We start from the raw sequence: 20,025 nt of genomic DNA, 5'->3' as shown, positions 1-20,025 counted from the left end.
CGAGCCCAGCCAAATCCAGCCCCGCCGGCGTTTGAGGCGCGAGTTCCGGGGCGGAGCCCCGATCGGTAAGCCGCACCCACCCAGGCGAGCCAACGGGGGCGGGGCCCGGCGCAATCCGCGCCGGGCCCCGCCCCCGTACTGCTCAGCCCACCGCTAGGTGGTGCGCCGACGCCGCGCCCCCGGCCGTCGCTCGCTCGGTCGGAACACCGTTTCGCCGGCCTCCTTCGCCGCCTCGCGGCGCGCCGCGCCGTACTCGGCGAGGGCCTCCGCCAGCTTCGACACCGACGGCTCCGGCGACAGCACGTCCACGCGCAGCCCGTGCTCCTCCGCGGTCTTGGCCGTCGCCGGCCCGATGCACGCGATGACGGTCACGTTGTGCGGCTTGCCCGCGATCCCGACGAGGTTGCGGACGGTGCTGGACGAGGTGAACATGACGGCGTCGAAACCGCCGCCCTTGATCGCCTCACGCGTGTCCGCCGGCGGCGGCGACGCGCGCACGGTGCGGTAGGCCGTGACGTCGTCGACCTCCCACCCGAGCTCGATCAGCCCGGCGACCAGCGTCTCGGTCGCGATGTCCGCCCGCGGCAGGAACACCCGGTCGATCGGGTCGAAGACCGGGTCGTACGGGGGCCAGTCCTCCAGCAGCCCGGCCGCGGACTGCTCCCCGCTCGGCACCAGGTCCGGCTTCACACCGAACTCCACGAGCGAGGCGGCGGTCTGCTCGCCCACCGCGGCGACCTTGATCCCCGCGAAGGCCCGTGCGTCGAGCCCGTACTCCTCGAACTTCTCGCGGACGGCCTTCACGGCGTTGACCGAGGTGAAGGCGATCCACTCGTAACGGCCGGTGACCAGGCCCTTCACGGCCCGCTCCATCTGCTGCGGGGTGCGCGGCGGCTCCACGGCGATGGTCGGCACCTCGTGCGGCACCGCACCGTACGAACGCAGCTGGTCGGAGAGCGAGGCGGCCTGCTCCTTGGTCCGCGGTACGAGCACCCGCCAGCCGAACAGCGGCTTCGACTCGAACCAGGCCAGTTCCTCGCGCCGCGCGGCGGCGCTGTGCTCACCGACCACGGCTATCACCGGGCGCGCGCCCTCGGGCGAGGGCAGCACCTTGCCCTGCTTGAACACCTGGGCGATCGTGCCCAGCGTCGCGGACCAGGTGCGCTGGCGCGTGGTCGTGCCGGCGACGGTCACGGTCAGCGGGGTGTCGGGCTTGCGCCCGGCGCTCACCAGCTCGGCGGCGGCGCTCGAAACGGTCTCCAGCGTCGCGGAGACGACGAGTATCCCGTCGCTCGCTCCCACTTCGGTCCAGCAGCGCGCCGAGGCGTTCTTCGCGTCCACGAAGCGCACGCCGTTGTCGTCGCCGTGCTTGTCGCGCAGCGGCACACCGGCGTACGCGGGTACGCCCACGGCGGTCGGAATGCCCGGCACCACCTCGAAGGGGATGCCCTCGGTGGCGCAGACGAGCATCTCCTCGGCCGTGTTCCCGTCGAGCCCGGGGTCGCCGGTGACGGCACGGACGACCCGCCTGCCGGACCGTGCGGCCTCCATGACAAGATTGGCGGCATCCCGGATCACCGGGACCCCGGCGGCTGCTGACACATCGTCAGCAATCGTCAGCTGTGGCGTGTCGACACCCGCGCGCGCATGCGTGCGCACGACCTCGAGCACCTCGGGCTCCGCGATCAGTACGTCCGCGGCCGCGAGCGCCTCGACGGCGCGCAGCGTCAGCAGACCCGGGTCGCCGGGGCCGGCACCGAGGAAGGTGACGTGTCCGTGGGCGGCGACGGCCGGAAAAGCGGAGGTGGTCGGACTTGTGGGGTTCAAAGCGATCGCTCCCCCATCAGACCGGCCGCGCCCTTGGCCAGCATCTCGTCCGCGAGTTCGCGGCCGAGCGCCATGGCCTCGTCGTACGACTGGGGCACGGGACCGGTGGTGGACAGCTGCACCAGCGTCGAGCCGTCGAGGGTTCCGACGACGCCGCGCAGGCGCATTTCATTGACAATCTGCCCGTCGGCCAACAGGTCGGCGAACGCCCCCACGGGTGCGCTGCAGCCGGCCTCCAGGGCGGCGAGCAGGGAACGCTCGGCGGTCACGGCGGCCCGCGTGTACGGGTCGTCGAGTTCGCCGAGCGCGGCGATCAGGTCCGCGTCGGACGCGAGGCACTCCACGGCCAGGGCTCCCTGGCCGGGAGCCGGCAGGACGCTGTCGACCGGCAGCAGCTCGGTCGCCTCGTCCCCCCGGCCGATGCGGTTCAGTCCGGCGGCCGCCAGCACGACGGCGTCGAGCTCCCCGTCGCGGACGAAGCCGATGCGGGTGTCGACGTTGCCACGGATCGCCACGGTCTCGATCCGCTTGCCGAGCGACAGCGCCAGGTGGTTGAGCTGTGCCATACGGCGCGGCGAACCGGTACCGATCCGGGCCCCATCGGGCAGCTGCTCGAAGGTCAGGCCGTCCCGCGCGACGAGCGCGTCCCGGGCGTCCTCGCGCTGCGGCATGGCCGCGATCACGAGGTCGTCGGGCTGGCCGGTCGGCAGGTCCTTCAGCGAGTGCACGGCGAAATCCACCTCGCCGCGCAGCAGCGCGTCACGCAGGGCGGTGACGAACACGCCCGTCCCGCCGATCTGGGCGAGGTTCTCGCGCGACACGTCGCCGTAGGTCGTGATCTCCACGAGCTCGACGGGACGGCCGGTGACCGCCCGTACCGCGTCGGCGACATGGCCTGACTGGGACATGGCCAGCTTGCTGCGCCGCGTGCCGAGCCGGAGGGGCTGGTCGAGACGTGGATTCATGATGCCCGTCCTGAGTCGTCGTTCTTGTCGGCCGCGTCGGCCCGGCTGACGGAGGCCACCGTCAGCGGGTCCAGATCGAAGAGTTCGCGCAGCGCGTCCGCGTACCCGGCGCCGCCGGGCTCGCTGGCGAGCTGCTTCACGCGCACGGTCGGCGCGTGGAGGAGCTTGTCGACGACGCGGCGCACGGTCTGGGTGACCTCGGCCCGCTGCCGCTCGTCGAGATCGGGGACCCGCCCGTCGAGCCGCGCCACCTCCATGGCCACGACCTCGGCGGCCATGGCCCGCAGGGCCACGACGGTGGGCGTGATGTGCGCCGCCCGCTGGGCCGCGCCGAAGGCGGCCACCTCGCCGGCGACTATCGCGCGCACGGCGTCGACGTCGGCCGCCATCGGGGCGTCCGCGGACGCCTCCGCGAGCGACTCGATGTCCACGAGCCGTACGCCGGGGATCCGGTGCACGGCCGCGTCGATGTCCCGCGGCATGGCCAGGTCCAGCAGCGCGAGCCGTACGGCGGCGCCGTCGGCCTGGGTACGGGTCCCACGCCGGGGCTGCCGCTGCGCGGCGGCCTCGCCCTGGTCGGCCCAGGTCCCGTGCAGCTCAAGGGAGTTGGCGTCGACCCCGGTCAGCGCGGCGCGCCCGTCGGCGGCCCGTGCGGGGTCCCCGGCCGGCGCGTCCAGCCCGACGGGACACCCGTCGCGGTCCACCGCGGCGCCCGCGGTGATGGTCCGCGCGGCCCCGGCATCGGCGAGTCGGCCTCCATCCCGGGCTGCGGCGACAAGCCGTGCCACGACCTCGGCATCCATCCCGTCGGCGTTCACACCCGGCTCCGCCGAAGCCAAACCCAGCCCCGCCGGCGTTTGAGGCGCGGGGTCCGGGGCGGCGCCCCGGCTTTCCGGCTCGGCCGGCGCCGAACCCGGCCCCGCCTGTGCGAGCCCATCGGCGGCAGCCCAGGAAACGGCACCCATCACGTCGTCCGCGGTCAGCACCAGCCCGGTCGCACCGGTGCAGGACACCACCACGTCGACTCGTGTCAGCTCATCCGGGACACCGGACATGGCGACGGCGGAAGCCGTCACCCCGGTGCCCGAGGCAACCAGAATCTCGGCAAGACGCTCCGCCCGCTCCGCGGTCCGGTTGGCGACCACGATCTCGGCGACACCCACCCGCGCCAGCGTCGCCGCCGCCAGCGAGGACATGGACCCGGCGCCGATGACCAGCGCCCGCTTCCCGGCAGCCCACTCCCCCACCGGCAGGTGAACGGCGAGCTGCTCCAGCCCGAACGTCACGAGCGACTGGCCGGCGCGGTCGATGCCGGTCTCCGAGTGCGCCCGCTTGCCGACCCGCAGCGCCTGCTGGAACAGGTCGTTGATCAGCCGGCCCGCGGTGTGCTGTTCCTGGCCGAGCGCGAGGGCGTCCTTGATCTGTCCGAGGATCTGCCCCTCGCCGACCACCATCGAGTCCAGCCCGCACGCCACCGAGAACAGGTGGTGCACCGCCCGGTCCTCGTAGTGCACGTACAGGTAGGGGGTGAGCTCCTCCAGCGCCACGCCGCTGTGCTGTGCCAGCAGGGTGGACAGCTCGGCGACGCCGGCGTGGAACTTGTCCACGTCCGCGTAGAGCTCGATGCGGTTGCAGGTGGCGAGCACGGCCGCTTCCGCCGCCGGTTCTGCGGCGAGGGTGTCGTGCAGCAGCTTCACCTTGGCATCGGCGGAGAGCGAGGCGCGCTCCAGCACGCTGACGGGTGCGCTGCGGTGGCTCAATCCCACGACGAGCAGACTCATGCCGGCATCACCGCCGGCACGTCGCCCTCGGGACCGCCCTTGCGCGCTTCGGCGGCGGCCCGCCCGGCGGGCGGGACCACGGCCGCGGCGGGCGCGGCGCCGCCCACGGAGGAGCCGCCGGCGGCAGCGGCGGCCGCCGCTTCCTCACCGGCCTTGCGCTGCTCGTGGAAGGCGAGGATCTGGAGCTCGATGGAGAGGTCGACCTTCCGCACGTCGACGCCGTCGGGCACGGACAGCACGGTCGGGGCGAAGTTGAGGATGGAGGTGACACCGGCGGCGATCAGCCGCTCGCTGACCTGCTGCGCGGCGCCGGCCGGCGTCGCGATGACACCGATCGAGACGCCGTTCTCCTCGATGATCTTCTCCAGGTCATCGGTGTGCTGCACGGGCATCCCGGCGACCGGCTTTCCGGCCATCGCGGGGTCGGCGTCGATCAGCGCGGCCACGCGGAAGCCGCGCGACGCGAAACCGCCGTAGTTGGCGAGCGCGGCGCCGAGGTTACCGATGCCGACGATGACGACCGGCCAGTCCTGGGTCAGTCCGAGCTCGCGGGAGATCTGGTAGACGAGGTACTCGACGTCGTACCCGACGCCCCGGGTGCCGTAGGAGCCCAGGTACGAGAAGTCCTTGCGCAGCTTCGCGGAGTTGACTCCGGCGGCGGCCGCGAGCTCCTCGGAGGACACTGTGGGCACCGATCGCTCGGAGAGCGCGGTGAGGGCGCGCAGGTACAGCGGAAGCCGGGCGACAGTGGCCTCGGGAATACCTCGGCTGCGGGTCGCCGGTCGGTGAGTTCGGCCAGTTGCCACGATGCTCCTGCGGGATGAGCGGGGCTGCAGGCGGCCACTTGTCCCAGGACCGCCCCGTCGACAGCAGGCTATGCCTTTGTGAACGCGTGCACAAAGATTGTGTCCGCTTTGTCCGAGCAAAGTGACCGGGGTCACGCAACCCCGACCCATATTTCCGGAACCGGCGGCACGCCGAACCCGTTCAAATCCCGAAGGGGGCAAAACCGTACACACTCCTCACAGATACGCCCCCGAGACCCCATAAATCGCCCATGATGGTAACCGGGCGGAGGGTCAGCCCCCCAATGCCCGCCGCAATCGGTCCGGGTTCACCCTCCAGAAGGTGTGCTGCTCGCCGTCCACCAGCACGACCGGAATCTGTTCCCAGTGCAGCCGGTAGAGCTCCTCGTCCTGCGAGATGTCCTTCTTCTCCCACTGTGCACCGGTCTGCGCGCAGACCTGCTCGACCACGGCCTGTGCGTCATCGCACAAATGGCACCCGGGCTTCCCGATCAGCGTCACCAGCCGCTCTTCGGGACGCTTCTTTTCCTTGCGGCGCAACAGAGGAGTCATGCCCTCATTCTCGCGCGCCGTGCCGTAACAGCCATGCCGCGAAGAGTTCACGCCCCCGCATCCCATCGGTTCGGGAACTCCCGAACACAGTGGCTATGCTCGCGTCATGGCCGCTCTGGGATGGCTCACCCCCCGTAGGCGCTCCGCCACCGCGCGGAGCGTGCTGGCAGGCGAGGCCTCGGCAGAGGCCGCCCGCAAGACCGCGCTGGCCGACGCCCCACCACCGCTCGCCGGAGCGCCGGAAGCGGCGGAAGCGGAAGCACCCGAGGTGCCCGAGGCCCCGGCCGAACCGGAGTTCCCGGTCGCCGGTGACGACCTCGCCGCCGCCTTCTTCGACCTCGACAACACCGTCATGCAGGGCGCCGCGATCTTCCACTTCGGCCGCGGCCTCTACAAGCGCGAGTTCTTCCAGCGCCGCGAACTCGCCCGCTTCGCCTGGCAGCAGGCCTGGTTCCGCCTCGCCGGCGTCGAGGACCCCGAGCACATGCAGGACGCGCGCGACAGCGCCCTGTCCATCGTCAAGGGCCACAAGGTCTGCGAACTGATGGCCATCGGCGAGGAGATCTACGACGAGTACATGGCCGAGCGGATCTGGCCCGGCACCCGCGCCCTGGCCCAGGCCCACCTCGACGCCGGCCAGAAGGTGTGGCTGGTCACCGCCGCACCGGTGGAGACGGCCACGATCATCGCCCGCCGGCTCGGCCTGACCGGGGCACTGGGCACCGTCGCCGAGTCCGTGGACGGGGTCTACACCGGCCGCCTGGTCGGCGAGCCCCTGCACGGCCCCGCCAAGGCGGAGGCGGTACGGGCCCTGGCCGCCGCCGAGGGGCTCGACCTCGCGCGCTGCGCGGCGTACAGCGATTCGCACAACGACATCCCGATGCTGTCGCTGGTCGGACATCCGTACGCGATCAATCCCGACACAAAACTGCGCAAGCATGCCCGTACCAACGACTGGCGGCTGCGCGACTATCGGACAGGCCGCAAGGCCGTGAAGGTCGGCGTCCCGGCCGCCGCCGGGGTCGGCGCGATCGCGGGCGGCGCGGCCGCCGCGATCGCCCTGCACCGCCGCCGCAAGTAGCAGCGGCGGGCCCCGCACGGGCCCGCTCCCGTCACCGGCCGCCCTGCCGCCGGTGACGGGCATTCCCTCACCTCTACCCGCGCCCGCCGCGCGGCACTCCGGCATGCCCGACCCGGTCGCGCGCCCCCTCGGAAGCGTCCATTCCGCGCACCCAAGTGATCACCAACCGATCACCAACTGCGACTGAATATGCCCTCGACACGCAACAGAAGTGTCGGAACCGGTGATTTGAGCAACTGGGTGTAGCGCTGCCTGTACGAAGCGTTATTCTCCTCAAACGCATGCCACCGCTCATCTGTCGCCACGACGGGTGAACGGTCCCGCACTGCACGTGATGGAAGCTCTGCCTCTGGGAGTCCCGTGTACCCACCTGTCGGGGTTGACGCCTCGGGCCTGGCTACGCTGCGCGCAACGGTCCTCGACCACCTGCGCGGCTTCGTCCCCACCGCGTACGCCGTCCCCGCCTTCGCCGCCGCGGTACCTGCCGGCCTCGGCCCGGCCGGTCCTTGCTATGCCCTGACGGACGGCGGGGCGACGGTGGGCAGACGCGGCCGCGCGGGTGGAGCCTCCGGCGCCGCCGCCGGTACGAGCACACAGACCACCCCCCGCCGCCCCACGGCGGACAGCGACCAGGCCCGCATGATGGACCTGGTCGAACGCGCGCAGGCCGGCGAGGCCGACGCCTTCGGCCGGCTCTACGACCAGTACAGCGACACGGTCTACCGCTACATCTACTACCGCGTCGGCGGCAAGGCGACCGCGGAGGATCTCACCAGCGAGACCTTCCTGCGCGCGCTGCGCCGTATCTCCACCTTCACCTGGCAGGGCCGCGACTTCGGCGCCTGGCTCGTGACGATCGCCCGCAACCTGGTGGCGGACCACTTCAAGTCCAGCCGTTTCCGGCTGGAGGTCACCACCGGCGAGATGCTCGACGCCAACGAGGTCGAGCGCAGCCCCGAGGACTCCGTCCTGGAGTCCCTCTCCAACGCGGCCCTGCTGGAAGCCGTACGCAAGCTCAACCCGCAGCAGCAGGAGTGCGTGACACTGCGCTTCCTGCAGGGCCTCTCGGTCGCCGAGACGGCCCGGGTGATGGGAAAGAACGAGGGCGCCATCAAGACGCTCCAGTACCGGGCGGTGCGCACCCTGGCCCGCCTCCTCCCGGACGACGCCCGCTGAACCCCCTCCGACACGACAACACAACCTCACATTTCGGTGACCCCTCGATGACGCTGTGGTCCGATCATCCTTCGTCCGTAACCCAAGTGCCGCGACGCTCGTTGTGCGGAATGCAGGCTCCCTGTGGACAAGCCCTGCCCGAGGCCGCTCACCCGAAAGGGTGGATGTGCTCAAGGAGGGCAACCTTCCGGACACCTTGGGGAGTCGATCGTCATGACGAGAGGAGGTGCCGCCAGTGATCGCGAACGTGACTCCGCACCGGCGGGCGAACGCCTTCGCCCAGGCCCTGGAGGATCGGACCCCGTCCGACCTTTCGGAACCGGACCCGGCGGCCGAGCAGTCCGAGGCACCTGCCGAACCTGCCGACCACGACCGGTTGTTGGCCCTGGCGAGCGCGCTCGGCGAAAGAATGCCGCGCCCGGTGCTGGACCCCGAGGTCAAAGTGGTGCAACGAGCGCAGCTCGTCGCCGCCATGGAGGCCATGGTGATGGAGGAGAGGGCCGGGGGCGGTGCTGCCGCCGCGGACCCTCTGGTGCCCGAGCAGCGGACCGGCCGCGGCGCCCACCGGGCGACCTCGCTCCGGAAATTGCGGCCCCGCTCCCGCTGGTCCAAGGGCATCGCAGCGGGAGGCCTCACCGTGGGTGTGGCCGCAGGGGCCTTCAGCGGAGTGGCCGCTGCCAGTTCCGACGCCCTGCCCGGTGATCACCTCTACCCCGTGAAGCGGGGCATGGAGGACCTGAAGCTCGGCCTCGCGGACGACGATTCGGACCGGGGCGAGCTCTTCCTCGACCAGGCCTCGAACCGCCTGTCCGAAGCCCGCCGGCTGATGGAACGCGGCCGTACGGGCGTACTGGACCACGAGTCCCTGGGCGAGATCAGGCGCGCGCTGACGCGCATGAAGCACGACGCGTCGGAGGGGCACCGGCTCCTTCAGGCGGCCTACCATCGGGACGGCTCGCTCGGCCCGATCCAGGCACTGTCCTCGTTCTCCCACTCCCACCGCGACGCGTGGGGCAAGCTCCGGGAGAAGCTCCCGCCCCAGCTCAACGACGTGGGCGGTGAAGTGGAGTCGGTCTTCGAGGCCATAGACGATGACGTGGCGCCGCTCCGGTCCCTGCTGCCCAAGCCCCCGGAGCAGACCCGCGGCACCGGTTCCGGCTCCCCGGCTACCCCGTCCAAGCCCGGCACCCCCGGAGGCAAGCAGCCCTCGGCACCGGCCTCGGGCACCCCGTCGGGCAGCGCCGCCCCGTCCCCCTCGGGCAGCACCACGCCCCCGGCCGTAGGCGGGCTCCTGGGCGGTACGGGTGACCTGCTCAACCCGCCCGCGGGACAGTCCGCCCAGCCCCCGTCGGCCACCCCGGAGCAGCCCAAGCCGGAGATCACCCTCCCGCCCCTGCTCCCGGGCCTGCTCCCAGGCCTGGGCCTCAAGGCGGAGGACGCGGAGTAGGGACATGCCGAGGGCGAGGCTGCGCATGCGCAGCCTCGCCCTCGGCACATCCAGCCCCGCCCGGGGGCCCCTCCCAGCGGTAGCCAGGGGGAGTTCGAGGCGCGGGGTCTGGGGCGGAGCCCCAGCACTCAACGGTCAGAAGAAGACAGTCAGAAGAAGACCGACCGCCGCTGCACCAGCAGCTTGTACAGCGTGTGCTGAATCTGCTCCCGCACCTGATCCGTCAGGTTGAACATCAGCATCGGATCCTCCGCCGCCTCCGCCGCGTAACCCGCCGTGGAGATCGGCTCACCGAACTGGATCGTCCACTTCGTCGGCAGCGGCAGCGCCCCCAACGGCCCCAGCCACGGGAACGTCGGCGTGATCGGGAAGTACGGAATCCCCAGCAGCCGCGCCAGCGTCTTCGCGTTGCCGACCATGGGGTAGATCTCCTCCGCCCCCACGATCGAACACGGCACGATCGGCGTGCCCGCTCTCAACGCCGTCGACACGAACCCGCCGCGCCCGAAACGCTGGAGCTTGTACCGGTCACCGAACGGCTTCCCTATCCCCTTGAAGCCCTCCGGCATCACACCGACCAGCTCCCCGGCCTCCAGCAGCCGCTGCGCGTCCTCGGCGCACGCCAGCGTGTGCCCGGCCTTGCGCGCCAACTCGTTCACCACCGGCAGCATGAACACCAGATCCGCCGCCAGCAGCCGCAGGTGCCGCTGCGCCGGGTGGTGGTCGTGGACGGCGACCTGGAGCATCAGACCGTCCAGCGGCAGGGTCCCCGAGTGGTTCGCCACGATCAGCGCACCACCCTCCTTCGGGATGTTCTCGATTCCCTTGACCTCGACCCGGAAGTACTTGTCGTACAGCGGCCGCATCAGGGACATCAGGACCTGGTCCGTCAGCTCCTTGTCGTAGCCGAAGTCGTCGACCTCGTAGTCCCCGGTGACCCGCCGCCGCAAGAAGGCCAGCCCGCCCGCGAGCCGCTGGTCCCAGCCGCCACCCTGCTTCGGGACCGCGGCCTCCACCGGCGGGGCCTGCTCGACCGGCGCGACCGGCTCGGCCGGGGGGGCCACCCGCACCCGCCGCCCCATCGGCCGCCGGCGCGGCCGGTCCTCGTCGAACGGAATGACCTTGGCGTCCGCCACTATCGCTGCGCTCCTTCCACCACGTCCACATCGTCGGCATCCACGCCGTCCACCTTCAGCACGGCGGCCAGCCGCTCCACGGCCCGCCCCACCCGCTCCGGCGGCAGCAGCCCCCTGCCCCGGCTCCGCGCGAAGTCGGAGAAGGTCTCGGCGGTCGTGTACATCGGCTCGAACCCGAGCACTTCCCGCATCTGCGTGGTCTCCACGACCCGGCCGTGCGTCAGCAGCCTTATCTGCTCCGGCGAGAAGTCCGTGACGCCGACCGCGCGCAGCGCCGATCCGGCCCACGTCACCGCGGGCAGCAGCAGCGGCAGCGTCGGCCGCCCCAGCCGCCGCGAACACTGCGACAGCAGCAGGACACCGTCGCCCGCAATGTTGAAGGTCCCGCTGTTCAGCGTCCCGCGCCTCGGCTCCTGGGCCGCCAGCCGCAGCACGTCCAACACATCGTCCTCGTGCACGAACTGCAGCCTGGGGTCGTAGCCCAGCACGGTCGGCAGCACGGGGATCGAGAAGTACTCGGCGAGCGCCGAATCGGCGAAGGGCCCCAGGATGTTCGCGAACCGCAGCACGCACACCGCGACGTCCGGCCGTCTGCGCGCGAAGCCCCGTACGTAACCCTCGACCTCGGCGGCGTCCTTGGCGAAGCCGCCCGCCGGCAGGGATTTGGGCTCGGTGGTCTCGGTGAACACGGCCGGATCCCGTGAGGTGCCCCCGTACACGCTGGTACTGGACTTCACCACGAGCCGCCGTACCGTCGGCGACTTCTGGCAGGCCCCGAGGAGCTGCATCGTCCCGATGACGTTCGTTTCCTTCACGGTGCTGTGCGCACCGCCGGTGCCCGCACTGCCTCCGGTGACCGCCAGATGGACCACCGTGTCCACGGCGTACTCGGCGAGCACGCGGGCGATCGAAGACTGCCTGATGTCCGTACGGACGAACTCGGCTGCTCCGAGCCGGTGCGGCGGTGTCACCGCGTCGACCGCGATCACCCGCTCCACATCGGGATCACGCTGGATCCGGCGCACGAAGCGCCCTCCCAGCTGCCGGGCAGCCCCGGTGACGAGCACGACCTTCCCCACGAGCTCAGCGCCTCCCTCGAAGAAGTCCCCCGGCTGCACCGCAGCCCCTCCACCAGGATGGTGGAGGGGCTGCGGAGAACACGTACAGCTGCCGTTTACTTCTTGTTACGGCGCTGGACGCGGGTGCGCTTGAGCAGCTTGCGGTGCTTCTTCTTAGCCATCCGCTTGCGCCGCTTCTTGATAACAGAGCCCACGACTACCCTCGCTCACTTCTCGGAACATCCCCGCGCTAGCGGGGATCGGTGCGGGGCGTCTGGGCCCACACGACCTACGTCGGCCTAGCCTACCCGCCCGAGCTCTGAGCTTGTAATCCGAGCCCTGCCGAAGCCAGTCTCAGGCCGTCTCCACCCCCACATAGGACTCTCGGAGGTACTCGTGGACCGCCTGCTCGGGCACCCGGAAGGACCGGCCCACCCGGATCGCGGGCAGATGACCGCTGTGCACCAGGCGGTACACGGTCATCTTCGACACTCGCATCACCGAGGCGACCTCCGCCACGGTAAGGAACACGACCTCATTGAGAGGCCTCTCGCCAGCAGCCATGACACACCTTGACCTTCCGCGCATGACGGGCACCGGCTTCCCCTCCGGTTACTCCTCGTCGTCGCACGCTCACTCCCCAGAGTAGGGGCGCGTGATACGAGTGGGGAAGAGGAGCTACAGCCACTCCTGCCCGCCCGGCAGACTGGCCCGATTGAGTACATAGCGAGTGAGCGGCCGGTAGTAGTCCGCGCGCACCGCGTCATCAAGCGGAACCGTCACCGAGACCAGCCCCTCGGCCTCCGCGACGAACAGCGCGGGATCGTCCGTATCCGCCAGCCCGATCGCCTCCACACCCAGCTGACCTGCACCGCAGACCCACCCGTGGTCCCCCACCACCAGTTCCGGCAACGGCCCGCCGGCCTCCGCCAGAGCCCCGAGCGCGATCCGAACCGGCAGCGGCGAATGGGTGTGCGCGCCGGTGGCACTCCCAGGTCCCCGCGCGCCGGGCTCCCGCACCAGTGCGACCCCCCGTACGTAATCGATGCTGTACGTGCGTACGCCGAACCGGGTCGCCATGTCGACACTTACCCCCTGCGCCGGAGTGAGGACAACACAGCCCGCCGCCGATAACGCCCCCGCCAAGCCGGCGTAGAAGCCCAGGAGGCGATGCGGGTGACCCGTCCCGAACAGCACCGGCGACCGCGCCCCGGCCGCGTCCCGCAACCGCCCGGCGAAGGCGTCCAGCGCGGCCACCGTCCGCTCCGGGTCGATCACGTCCGGCCCGCTGACGTGCCCCGGATCCGCCGACACCCCGCACTTGCGCGCCATCAGCCCCAGCAGATCGCCCTCGCCCCAGCACCGCTCCGGTTCCAGCCCCAGCAGCACCCGCGGATCCCGCGCCGCGAACAGGCGGTAACTGCGCAGGCTCACCTCCCGGGACGTGGCGATCGGCCCGGCCAACCGGGCGGCCAGCAGATGCGCACGCAGCGCGCCGGTGCTCAACACCCTCCGATGCTCCCCCACCACACCTGGCGGATCATCAATTCAGGCGAACAGCCCCACCGTTGGCGTAACGCCGCACCCTCAGGCCAGCATTCCGCGCAACGGGAACACGGCCCGCCGCGTGGCCAGCACGGCCTGATCCGTGCGGTCCGCCGGGTCGTAGCCCGCGTCCCAATCCCGCCACGAGGGCGTCCGCCCGTCCGTCATCCGGGCCGGCGCCGGCTGCCGCGTCCGCGCGTACACCTCCTGGCGCCACGACGCCGGGACCGCCGTCTCCGGGTCCACCGGCCGGTGCGCGGCGATCGCCACCAGATGCGTCCACGACCGCGGCACCACATCCACCACCGCGTACCCGCCGCCGCCCAGGGCCAGCCACTTCCCGTCCGCGTACTCGTGCGCGAGCCGGTGACAGGCCTCCTGGACGGCCCGCTGGGCGTCCAGGGACACCGCCAGATGCGCGAGCGGGTCCTCGAAATGCGTATCGGCCCCGTGCTGCGTCACCAGCACCTGGGGCCGGAAGTCCGCCAGCAGCTCCGGCACCGTCGCGTGGAAGGCCCGCAGCCAGCCCTCGTCACCGGTCCCGGCGGGCAGCGCCACGTTCACCGCCGACCCCTCGGCCGCCGGCCCGCCCGTCTCCTCCGGCCAGCCGGTCTGCGGGAACAGCGTCCGCGGATGCTCGTGCAAGGACACCGTCAGCACCCGGGGATCGTCCCAGAAGGCCGCCTGTACGCCGTCCCCGTGATGGACGTCCACATCCACGTACGCGACCCGCTCCGCGCCCAGCTCCAGCAGCCGCGCGACGGCCAGGGCCGCATCGTTGTACACGCAGAAACCGGCCGCCCCGCCCGGCATGGCGTGGTGCAGCCCGCCCGCGAAGTTCACCGCGTGCTCGGCCTCCCCGCGCCAGAGCGCCTCCGCACCCGCCACCGACTGCCCGGCGATCAGCGCGGAGGCCTCGTGCATCCCGGGAAACGCCGGATCGTCCACCGTGCCCAGCCCGTACGAGCCGTCGGCCACCCCCGGATCGGCGGACACCTCGCGCACCGCCGCCACGTAGTCGTCCCGGTGGACCAGCCTCAGCGTCGAATCACCGGCCGCGCGGGCCGCCCGTACCTCCATCGCCCGGTCCAGCCCGAAGGCACGCACCAGACCCATGGTCAGCGCCAGGCGCACCGGATCCATCGGATGGCTCGGCCCGAAGTCATACCCCGTGACCGCCTCGTCCCACATCAACAGCCCGCGCCCGCTCATGCCCGACACCGTATCGGGCCTCCCTCGGCCCGAACGAGCGGGCGTAGAACAACGTGATCAGCACGAGGACCATCGGCACGAGCATCGCCCCCCGGTAGCTCCAGGCGTCCCCGATCCCCCCGACGAGCGGCGACCCGATCAGGAAACCGACGTAGTTGAAGATGTTCAGCCGGGCGATCGCCGTGTCGGACGCCCCCGGCCCGTACTTTTCATGAGCGAGCCTTCCCGCCGCCGCGAAGGTCTGCGGCACGATCACGCACAGCCCGACCCCCAGCAGCGTGAACCCGAGCATCCCCACCCACGGCCCAGGCGCCACCGCCACCACCGCGAACCCCGCCGCGGCGACCAGCGCCCCACCCCGCACCACGGCCGCGGCCCCGAACCGGCGCACACCCAGGTCCCCGACGGCCCGCCCGATCAGGGTGGTCACCATGTAGACGTTGTACGGGACGGTCGCCAGCTGCTCCGAACTCCCCAGCACGTCCTGGAGGTACTTGGCACTCCAGTTCGCCACCGTCGAGTCCCCGATGTACGCGCACGCCATCACCAGGCACAGCGGCAGCAGCAGCTTGAACCCCCCGGCCCCCAGCCCCTTCTCCGCGGTGACCCCCTCGCCGCCCCGGTCGGCGTAGTACTGGCTCGCCCACAGCACCAGCGGCAGCAGAACCACCACGGCCGGCAGATAGGAGACGAACAGCCCCAGATGCCAGTGCGCCCCCGCCCACGCGGCCGAAGCACCCACGATCCCGCCCAGGCTGTACGCGGCATGGAAGCCCAGCATGATGCTGCGCCCGTACGCCTGCTGCAGGCTCACCCCGAGCATGTTCATCGAGGCGTCCAGCGCACCGACCGCCAGCCCGAACGCCCCCAGCGCCACGGCCACGTGCCACAACTGGCCACCGGCCCCGACCCCCAGCAGGGACAGCAGCACCAGCGGCTGCGACCACCGCAGTACGACGCTGGGCGCGACCCGCTTCACCAGGTGCTCGGTGGCGACGCTCGCCGCGCCCGCGAGAATCGGCACGGCCGCCAGGAAGGCGGGCAGCAGCCCGTCGGATATCCCGTACCGGTCCTGAATGGCCGGGATCCGGGTCACGAGCAACGCGAAGGCGACACCCTGCGCGAAGAAGCTGACCCCCAGAGCGCCGCGCCCCCGGCGCAGCCGCACATCATCCGTCATGGCGCGTCAGCGTAGGCCCAGGGGCTACCGGTGGGTAGAGCGATCACACGGGCAGTTGCAGGAGCCCCGGAAGCTGCATCATGTCCCCGAAGTAGCCGGTGGCCCCGGGCAGCTGCTCGGCGGGCAGCATCGCGGTGAACGCGTACACGTCCATCCCTGCGGCCACGGCGGCCTGGATGCCGAGCGGGCTGTCCTCGATGACGACGCACCGCGCGGGCTCCACGCCCATCTGCCGGGCCGCGTGCAGGAACAGGTCCGGGGCCGGCTTGCCCTGCCCCACGTCCTCCGCGCTGAAGATCCACTCCTCCTCGAACCACCCGTCGAGGCCGGCCGCCCGGTGCCCGACCCGGATCCGCTCGTGGCTGGAGGAGGAGGCCAGGCAGTAGCCCACCCCACTCGCGGTCATCGCCCCGAGCACCTCCTCCACTCCGGGCACGGGCTTCAGCTCCCGCTCGAACGCGGCGAAGGTCCGCGCGTGCAGGGTCTCGTCGAACTCCGCCGGCAGCTGCGCCCCGGTCCGCTCGAGGACGAGGTCGTGCACCCGGTGCACGGCCGAACCCATGTAGTCGCGGAGCGACTCCTCGTAGGAGGTCGGGTGCCCGAGCTCCGTCAGGTACCCGGCGAGGATGCTGTTGGCGAGCGGCTCGCTGTCCACCAGCACGCCGTCGTTGTCGAAGATGACGAGGTCGTAGCCCATCCCCCCACCCTACGAGCCGTCAGCACAGGTCCACGGCAACCCGATGCTGGTGAACGGACGAACGCCGAAAAGATTCTCGGCCCCCGGAGCGGGCCGGCCCTCCGACGGCCCGGGTCCTGGGCCGGCCCGGACCCTGGGCCGCGAACTGGCCCGGAACGCAGAAAAGCCCCGCACCGAACCCGTAAGGGTTTGGTGCGGGGCTTCCGCAATGATTGTTCGGCGGCGTCCTACTCTCCCACAGGGTCCCCCCTGCAGTACCATCGGCGCTGAAAGGCTTAGCTTCCGGGTTCGGAATGTAACCGGGCGTTTCCCTAACGCTATGACCACCGAAACACTATGAAGTTAACCAACCGGGCATGGACACGGTTCGTTACTTCAGAACTAACACAGTGGACGCGAGCAACTGAGGACAAGCCCTCGGCCTATTAGTACCAGTCAGCTTCACCCGTTACCGGGCTTCCACATCTGGCCTATCAACCCAGTCGTCTACTGGGAGCCTTACCCTCTCAAGGAGGTGGGAATACTCATCTTGAAGCAGGCTTCCCGCTTAGATGCTTTCAGCGGTTATCCCTCCCGAACGTAGCCAACCAGCCATGCCCTTGGCAGGACAACTGGCACACCAGAGGTTCGTCCGTCCCGGTCCTCTCGTACTAGGGACAGCCCTTCTCAATATTCCTACGCGCACAGCGGATAGGGACCGAACTGTCTCACGACGTTCTAAACCCAGCTCGCGTACCGCTTTAATGGGCGAACAGCCCAACCCTTGGGACCGACTCCAGCCCCAGGATGCGACGAGCCGACATCGAGGTGCCAAACCATCCCGTCGATATGGACTCTTGGGGAAGATCAGCCTGTTATCCCCGGGGTACCTTTTATCCGTTGAGCGACGGCGCTTCCACAAGCCACCGCCGGATCACTAGTCCCGACTTTCGTCCCTGCTCGACCCGTCGGTCTCACAGTCAAGCTCCCTTGTGCACTTACACTCAACACCTGATTGCCAACCAGGCTGAGGGAACCTTTGGGCGCCTCCGTTACCCTTTGGGAGGCAACCGCCCCAGTTAAACTACCCATCAGACACTGTCCCTGATCCGGATCACGGACCGAGGTTAGACATCCAGCACGACCAGAGTGGTATTTCAACGGCGACTCCACAACCACTGGCGTGGCTGCTTCAAAGTCTCCCACCTATCCTACACAAGCCGAACCGAACACCAATATCAAACTATAGTAAAGGTCCCGGGGTCTTTCCGTCCTGCTGCGCGAAACGAGCATCTTTACTCGTAGTGCAATTTCACCGGGCCTATGGTTGAGACAGTCGAGAAGTCGTTACGCCATTCGTGCAGGTCGGAACTTACCCGACAAGGAATTTCGCTACCTTAGGATGGTTATAGTTACCACCGCCGTTTACTGGCGCTTAAGTTCTCAGCTTCGCCACACCGAAATGTGACTAACCGGTCCCCTTAACGTTCCAGCACCGGGCAGGCGTCAGTCCGTATACATCGCCTTACGGCTTCGCACGGACCTGTGTTTTTAGTAAACAGTCGCTTCTCGCTGGTCTCTGCGGCCACCCCCAGCTCAAGGAGCAAGTCCTCTCACCAGTGATGGCCCCCCTTCTCCCGAAGTTACGGGGGCATTTTGCCGAGTTCCTTAACCATAGTTCACCCGAACGCCTCGGTATTCTCTACCTGACCACCTGAGTCGGTTTAGGGTACGGGCCGCCATGAAACTCGCTAGAGGCTTTTCTCGACAGCATAGGATCATCCACTTCACCACAATCGGCTCGGCATCAGGTCTCAGCCTTAATGAGGGACGGATTTGCCTACCCCTCGGCCTACACCCTTACCCCGGGACTACCACCGCCCGGGCTGGACTACCTTCCTGCGTCACCCCATCGCTTACCTACTACCACCTTGGATCGGCGGCTCCACCACTTTCCTTTCCCCGAAGGGTCCGGAACGGCTTCACGGCCTTAGCATTAGAGGATTCGATATTGGGCGTTTCAAAGCGGGTACCGGAATATCAACCGGTTGTCCATCGACTACGCCTGTCGGCCTCGCCTTAGGTCCCGACTTACCCTGGGCAGATCAGCTTGACCCAGGAACCCTTAGTCAATCGGCGCACACGTTTCTCACGTGTGTATCGCTACTCATGCCTGCATTCTCACTCGTGAACCGTCCACAACTAGCTTCCGCTGCTGCTTCACCCGGCACACGACGCTCCCCTACCCATCACAGCGGGCGTTGGCCCTATTGCTGCAATGACACGACTTCGGCGGTACGCTTGAGCCCCGCTACATTGTCGGCGCGGAATCACTTGACCAGTGAGCTATTACGCACTCTTTCAAGGGTGGCTGCTTCTAAGCCAACCTCCTGGTTGTCTCTGCGACTCCACATCCTTTCCCACTTAGCGTACGCTTAGGGGCCTTAGTCGATGCTCTGGGCTGTTTCCCTCTCGACCATGGAGCTTATCCCCCACAGTCTCACTGCCGTGCTCTCACTTACCGGCATTCGGAGTTTGGCTAAGGTCAGTAACCCGGTAGGGCCCATCGCCTATCCAGTGCTCTACCTCCGGCAAGAAACACACGACGCTGCACCTAAATGCATTTCGGGGAGAACCAGCTATCACGGAGTTTGATTGGCCTTTCACCCCTAACCACAGGTCATCCCCCAGGTTTTCAACCCTGGTGGGTTCGGTCCTCCACGAAGTCTTACCTCCGCTTCAACCTGCCCATGGCTAGATCACTCCGCTTCGGGTCTAGAGCGTGCAACTCAATCGCCCTATTCGGACTCGCTTTCGCTACGGCTTCCCCACACGGGTTAACCTCGCTACACACCGCTAACTCGCAGGCTCATTCTTCAAAAGGCACGCAGTCACGACCGCTATTCGGATAGAACCCAACGAGCGACGCTCCCACGGCTTGTAGGCACACGGTTTCAGGTACTATTTCACTCCGCTCCCGCGGTACTTTTCACCATTCCCTCACGGTACTATCCGCTATCGGTCACCAGGGAATATTTAGGCTTAGCGGGTGGTCCCGCCAGATTCACACGGGATTTCTCGGGCCCCGTGCTACTTGGGAGATTCTTAAGCAAGCCGCTGATGTTTCGTCTACGGGGGTCTTACCCTCTACGCCGGACCTTTCGCATGTCCTTCGACTACATCAACGGTTTCTGACTCGCCGACCGGCCGGCAGACCGATCAAAAGAATTCCCACAACCCCGCATGCGCAACCCCTGCCGGGTATCACACGCATACGGTTTGGCCTCATCCGGTTTCGCTCGCCACTACTCCCGGAATCACGGTTGTTTTCTCTTCCTGAGGGTACTGAGATGTTTCACTTCCCCTCGTTCCCTCCACACTGCCTATGTGTTCAGCAGTGGGTGACAGCCCATGACGACTGCCGGGTTTCCCCATTCGGACACCCCCGGATCAAAGCTCAGTTGGCAGCTCCCCGGGGCCTATCGCGGCCTCTCACGTCCTTCATCGGTTCCTGGTGCCAAGGCATCCACCGTGTGCCCTTAAAAACTTGGCCACAGATGCTCGCGTCCACTGTGTAGTTCTC

General features: G+C 69.0%; 16 protein-coding genes and 2 rRNA genes. 3 read left to right on the top strand and 15 right to left on the bottom strand.

Features of this window, described 5'->3' with window-relative positions:
* Positions 1–153: 153 nt before the first annotated feature.
* The 5 genes from OG447_RS09565 to OG447_RS09545 form a co-directional block, all read right to left on the bottom strand.
* The gene (locus OG447_RS09565) at positions 154–1,827 is read right to left on the bottom strand and encodes a bifunctional uroporphyrinogen-III C-methyltransferase/uroporphyrinogen-III synthase (RefSeq protein ID WP_266936050.1); all 1,674 of its coding nucleotides are present in this window, start codon (positions 1,825–1,827) and stop codon (positions 154–156) included.
* A complete protein-coding gene (gene hemC / locus OG447_RS09560) occupies positions 1,824–2,792 on the bottom strand; it encodes a hydroxymethylbilane synthase (protein WP_266936049.1) in 969 nt (322 codons plus the stop codon). The genes OG447_RS09565 and hemC overlap by 4 nt, the downstream gene beginning before the upstream one ends.
* Entirely contained in the window at positions 2,789–4,573 is a 1,785-nt protein-coding gene (locus tag OG447_RS09555; protein ID WP_266936048.1) for a glutamyl-tRNA reductase, read from the bottom strand. The genes hemC and OG447_RS09555 overlap by 4 nt, the downstream gene beginning before the upstream one ends.
* Entirely contained in the window at positions 4,570–5,379 is an 810-nt protein-coding gene (locus OG447_RS09550) for a redox-sensing transcriptional repressor Rex (protein ID WP_266936047.1), read from the bottom strand. Before OG447_RS09550 ends, OG447_RS09555 begins: the two co-directional genes overlap by 4 nt.
* 273 nt (positions 5,380–5,652) lie before the next feature.
* Complete coding sequence (locus OG447_RS09545; protein WP_266936046.1) at positions 5,653–5,931, bottom strand: glutaredoxin family protein; 279 nt, start codon at positions 5,929–5,931, stop codon at positions 5,653–5,655.
* Between the two features lie 106 nt (positions 5,932–6,037).
* Between OG447_RS09545 and OG447_RS09540 the strand changes: the two genes are divergently transcribed.
* The 3 genes from OG447_RS09540 (at position 6,038) to OG447_RS09530 (ending at position 9,635) form a co-directional block, all read left to right on the top strand.
* Complete coding sequence (locus tag OG447_RS09540) at positions 6,038–7,012, top strand: HAD family phosphatase (RefSeq protein WP_266936045.1); 975 nt, start codon at positions 6,038–6,040, stop codon at positions 7,010–7,012.
* A gap of 360 nt (positions 7,013–7,372) precedes the next feature.
* Positions 7,373–8,188, top strand: coding sequence for an ECF subfamily RNA polymerase sigma factor, BldN family (locus OG447_RS09535; RefSeq protein WP_266936044.1), 816 nt, complete (start codon positions 7,373–7,375; stop codon positions 8,186–8,188).
* A gap of 235 nt (positions 8,189–8,423) precedes the next feature.
* Entirely contained in the window at positions 8,424–9,635 is a 1,212-nt protein-coding gene (locus OG447_RS09530) for a DUF5667 domain-containing protein (protein ID WP_266936043.1), read from the top strand.
* A gap of 149 nt (positions 9,636–9,784) precedes the next feature.
* On the opposite strand, the gene OG447_RS09525 is transcribed toward OG447_RS09530, so the two are convergent.
* From OG447_RS09525 to OG447_RS09480, 10 genes are all read right to left on the bottom strand, one after another.
* A complete protein-coding gene (locus OG447_RS09525) occupies positions 9,785–10,771 on the bottom strand; it encodes a lysophospholipid acyltransferase family protein (RefSeq protein ID WP_266936042.1) in 987 nt (328 codons plus the stop codon).
* On the bottom strand, positions 10,771–11,850 hold the full coding sequence (locus OG447_RS09520) for an NAD-dependent epimerase/dehydratase family protein (protein WP_266936041.1): 1,080 nt from the start codon (positions 11,848–11,850) through the stop codon (positions 10,771–10,773). The genes OG447_RS09525 and OG447_RS09520 overlap by 1 nt, the downstream gene beginning before the upstream one ends.
* A 95-nt stretch (positions 11,851–11,945) precedes the next feature.
* The gene (locus tag OG447_RS09515; protein WP_003948845.1) at positions 11,946–12,044 is read right to left on the bottom strand and encodes an AURKAIP1/COX24 domain-containing protein; all 99 of its coding nucleotides are present in this window, start codon (positions 12,042–12,044) and stop codon (positions 11,946–11,948) included.
* A 139-nt stretch (positions 12,045–12,183) separates the two neighbouring features.
* A complete protein-coding gene (locus OG447_RS09510; RefSeq protein WP_031145511.1) occupies positions 12,184–12,393 on the bottom strand; it encodes a helix-turn-helix domain-containing protein in 210 nt (69 codons plus the stop codon).
* A 114-nt stretch (positions 12,394–12,507) separates the two neighbouring features.
* The gene (locus OG447_RS09505) at positions 12,508–13,338 is read right to left on the bottom strand and encodes a phosphatase (protein ID WP_266936040.1); all 831 of its coding nucleotides are present in this window, start codon (positions 13,336–13,338) and stop codon (positions 12,508–12,510) included.
* A gap of 78 nt (positions 13,339–13,416) precedes the next feature.
* The gene (locus OG447_RS09500) at positions 13,417–14,586 is read right to left on the bottom strand and encodes an acetoin utilization protein AcuC (protein WP_266936039.1); all 1,170 of its coding nucleotides are present in this window, start codon (positions 14,584–14,586) and stop codon (positions 13,417–13,419) included.
* Positions 14,537–15,766, bottom strand: coding sequence for an MFS transporter (locus OG447_RS09495; protein WP_266936038.1), 1,230 nt, complete (start codon positions 15,764–15,766; stop codon positions 14,537–14,539). Before OG447_RS09495 ends, OG447_RS09500 begins: the two co-directional genes overlap by 50 nt.
* 43 nt (positions 15,767–15,809) lie before the next feature.
* Complete coding sequence (locus tag OG447_RS09490; protein WP_266936037.1) at positions 15,810–16,463, bottom strand: HAD family phosphatase; 654 nt, start codon at positions 16,461–16,463, stop codon at positions 15,810–15,812.
* A gap of 214 nt (positions 16,464–16,677) precedes the next feature.
* A 5S ribosomal RNA gene (gene rrf, locus OG447_RS09485) occupies positions 16,678–16,794 on the bottom strand.
* Between the two features lie 74 nt (positions 16,795–16,868).
* A 23S ribosomal RNA gene (locus OG447_RS09480) occupies positions 16,869–19,995 on the bottom strand.
* Positions 19,996–20,025: the final 30 nt, after the last annotated feature.

This window comes from Streptomyces sp. NBC_01408 (assembly GCF_026340255.1).
Classification (GTDB): Bacteria; Actinomycetota; Actinomycetes; order Streptomycetales; family Streptomycetaceae; genus Streptomyces.
The sequence above is the reverse complement of the archived record's forward strand: the minus strand, read 5'-3'. Positions and strand labels throughout refer to the sequence as shown.

Bases quoted from the DNA above. Each gene is read 5' to 3' on its own strand.
- OG447_RS09555 (WP_266936048.1), bottom strand. From the start codon at position 4,573: ATGAGTCTGCTCGTCGTGGGATTGAGCCACCGCAGCGCACCCGTCAGC.
- OG447_RS09510 (WP_031145511.1), bottom strand. From the start codon at position 12,393: ATGGCTGCTGGCGAGAGGCCTCTCAATGAGGTCGTGTTCCTTACCGTG.
- OG447_RS09490 (WP_266936037.1), bottom strand. From the start codon at position 16,463: ATGGGCTACGACCTCGTCATCTTCGACAACGACGGCGTGCTGGTGGAC.
- OG447_RS09545 (WP_266936046.1), bottom strand. From the start codon at position 5,931: ATGACTCCTCTGTTGCGCCGCAAGGAAAAGAAGCGTCCCGAAGAGCGG.
- OG447_RS09500 (WP_266936039.1), bottom strand. From the start codon at position 14,586: ATGAGCGGGCGCGGGCTGTTGATGTGGGACGAGGCGGTCACGGGGTAT.
- hemC (WP_266936049.1), bottom strand. From the start codon at position 2,792: ATGAATCCACGTCTCGACCAGCCCCTCCGGCTCGGCACGCGGCGCAGC.
- OG447_RS09540 (WP_266936045.1), top strand. From the start codon at position 6,038: ATGGCCGCTCTGGGATGGCTCACCCCCCGTAGGCGCTCCGCCACCGCG.
- OG447_RS09495 (WP_266936038.1), bottom strand. From the start codon at position 15,766: ATGACGGATGATGTGCGGCTGCGCCGGGGGCGCGGCGCTCTGGGGGTC.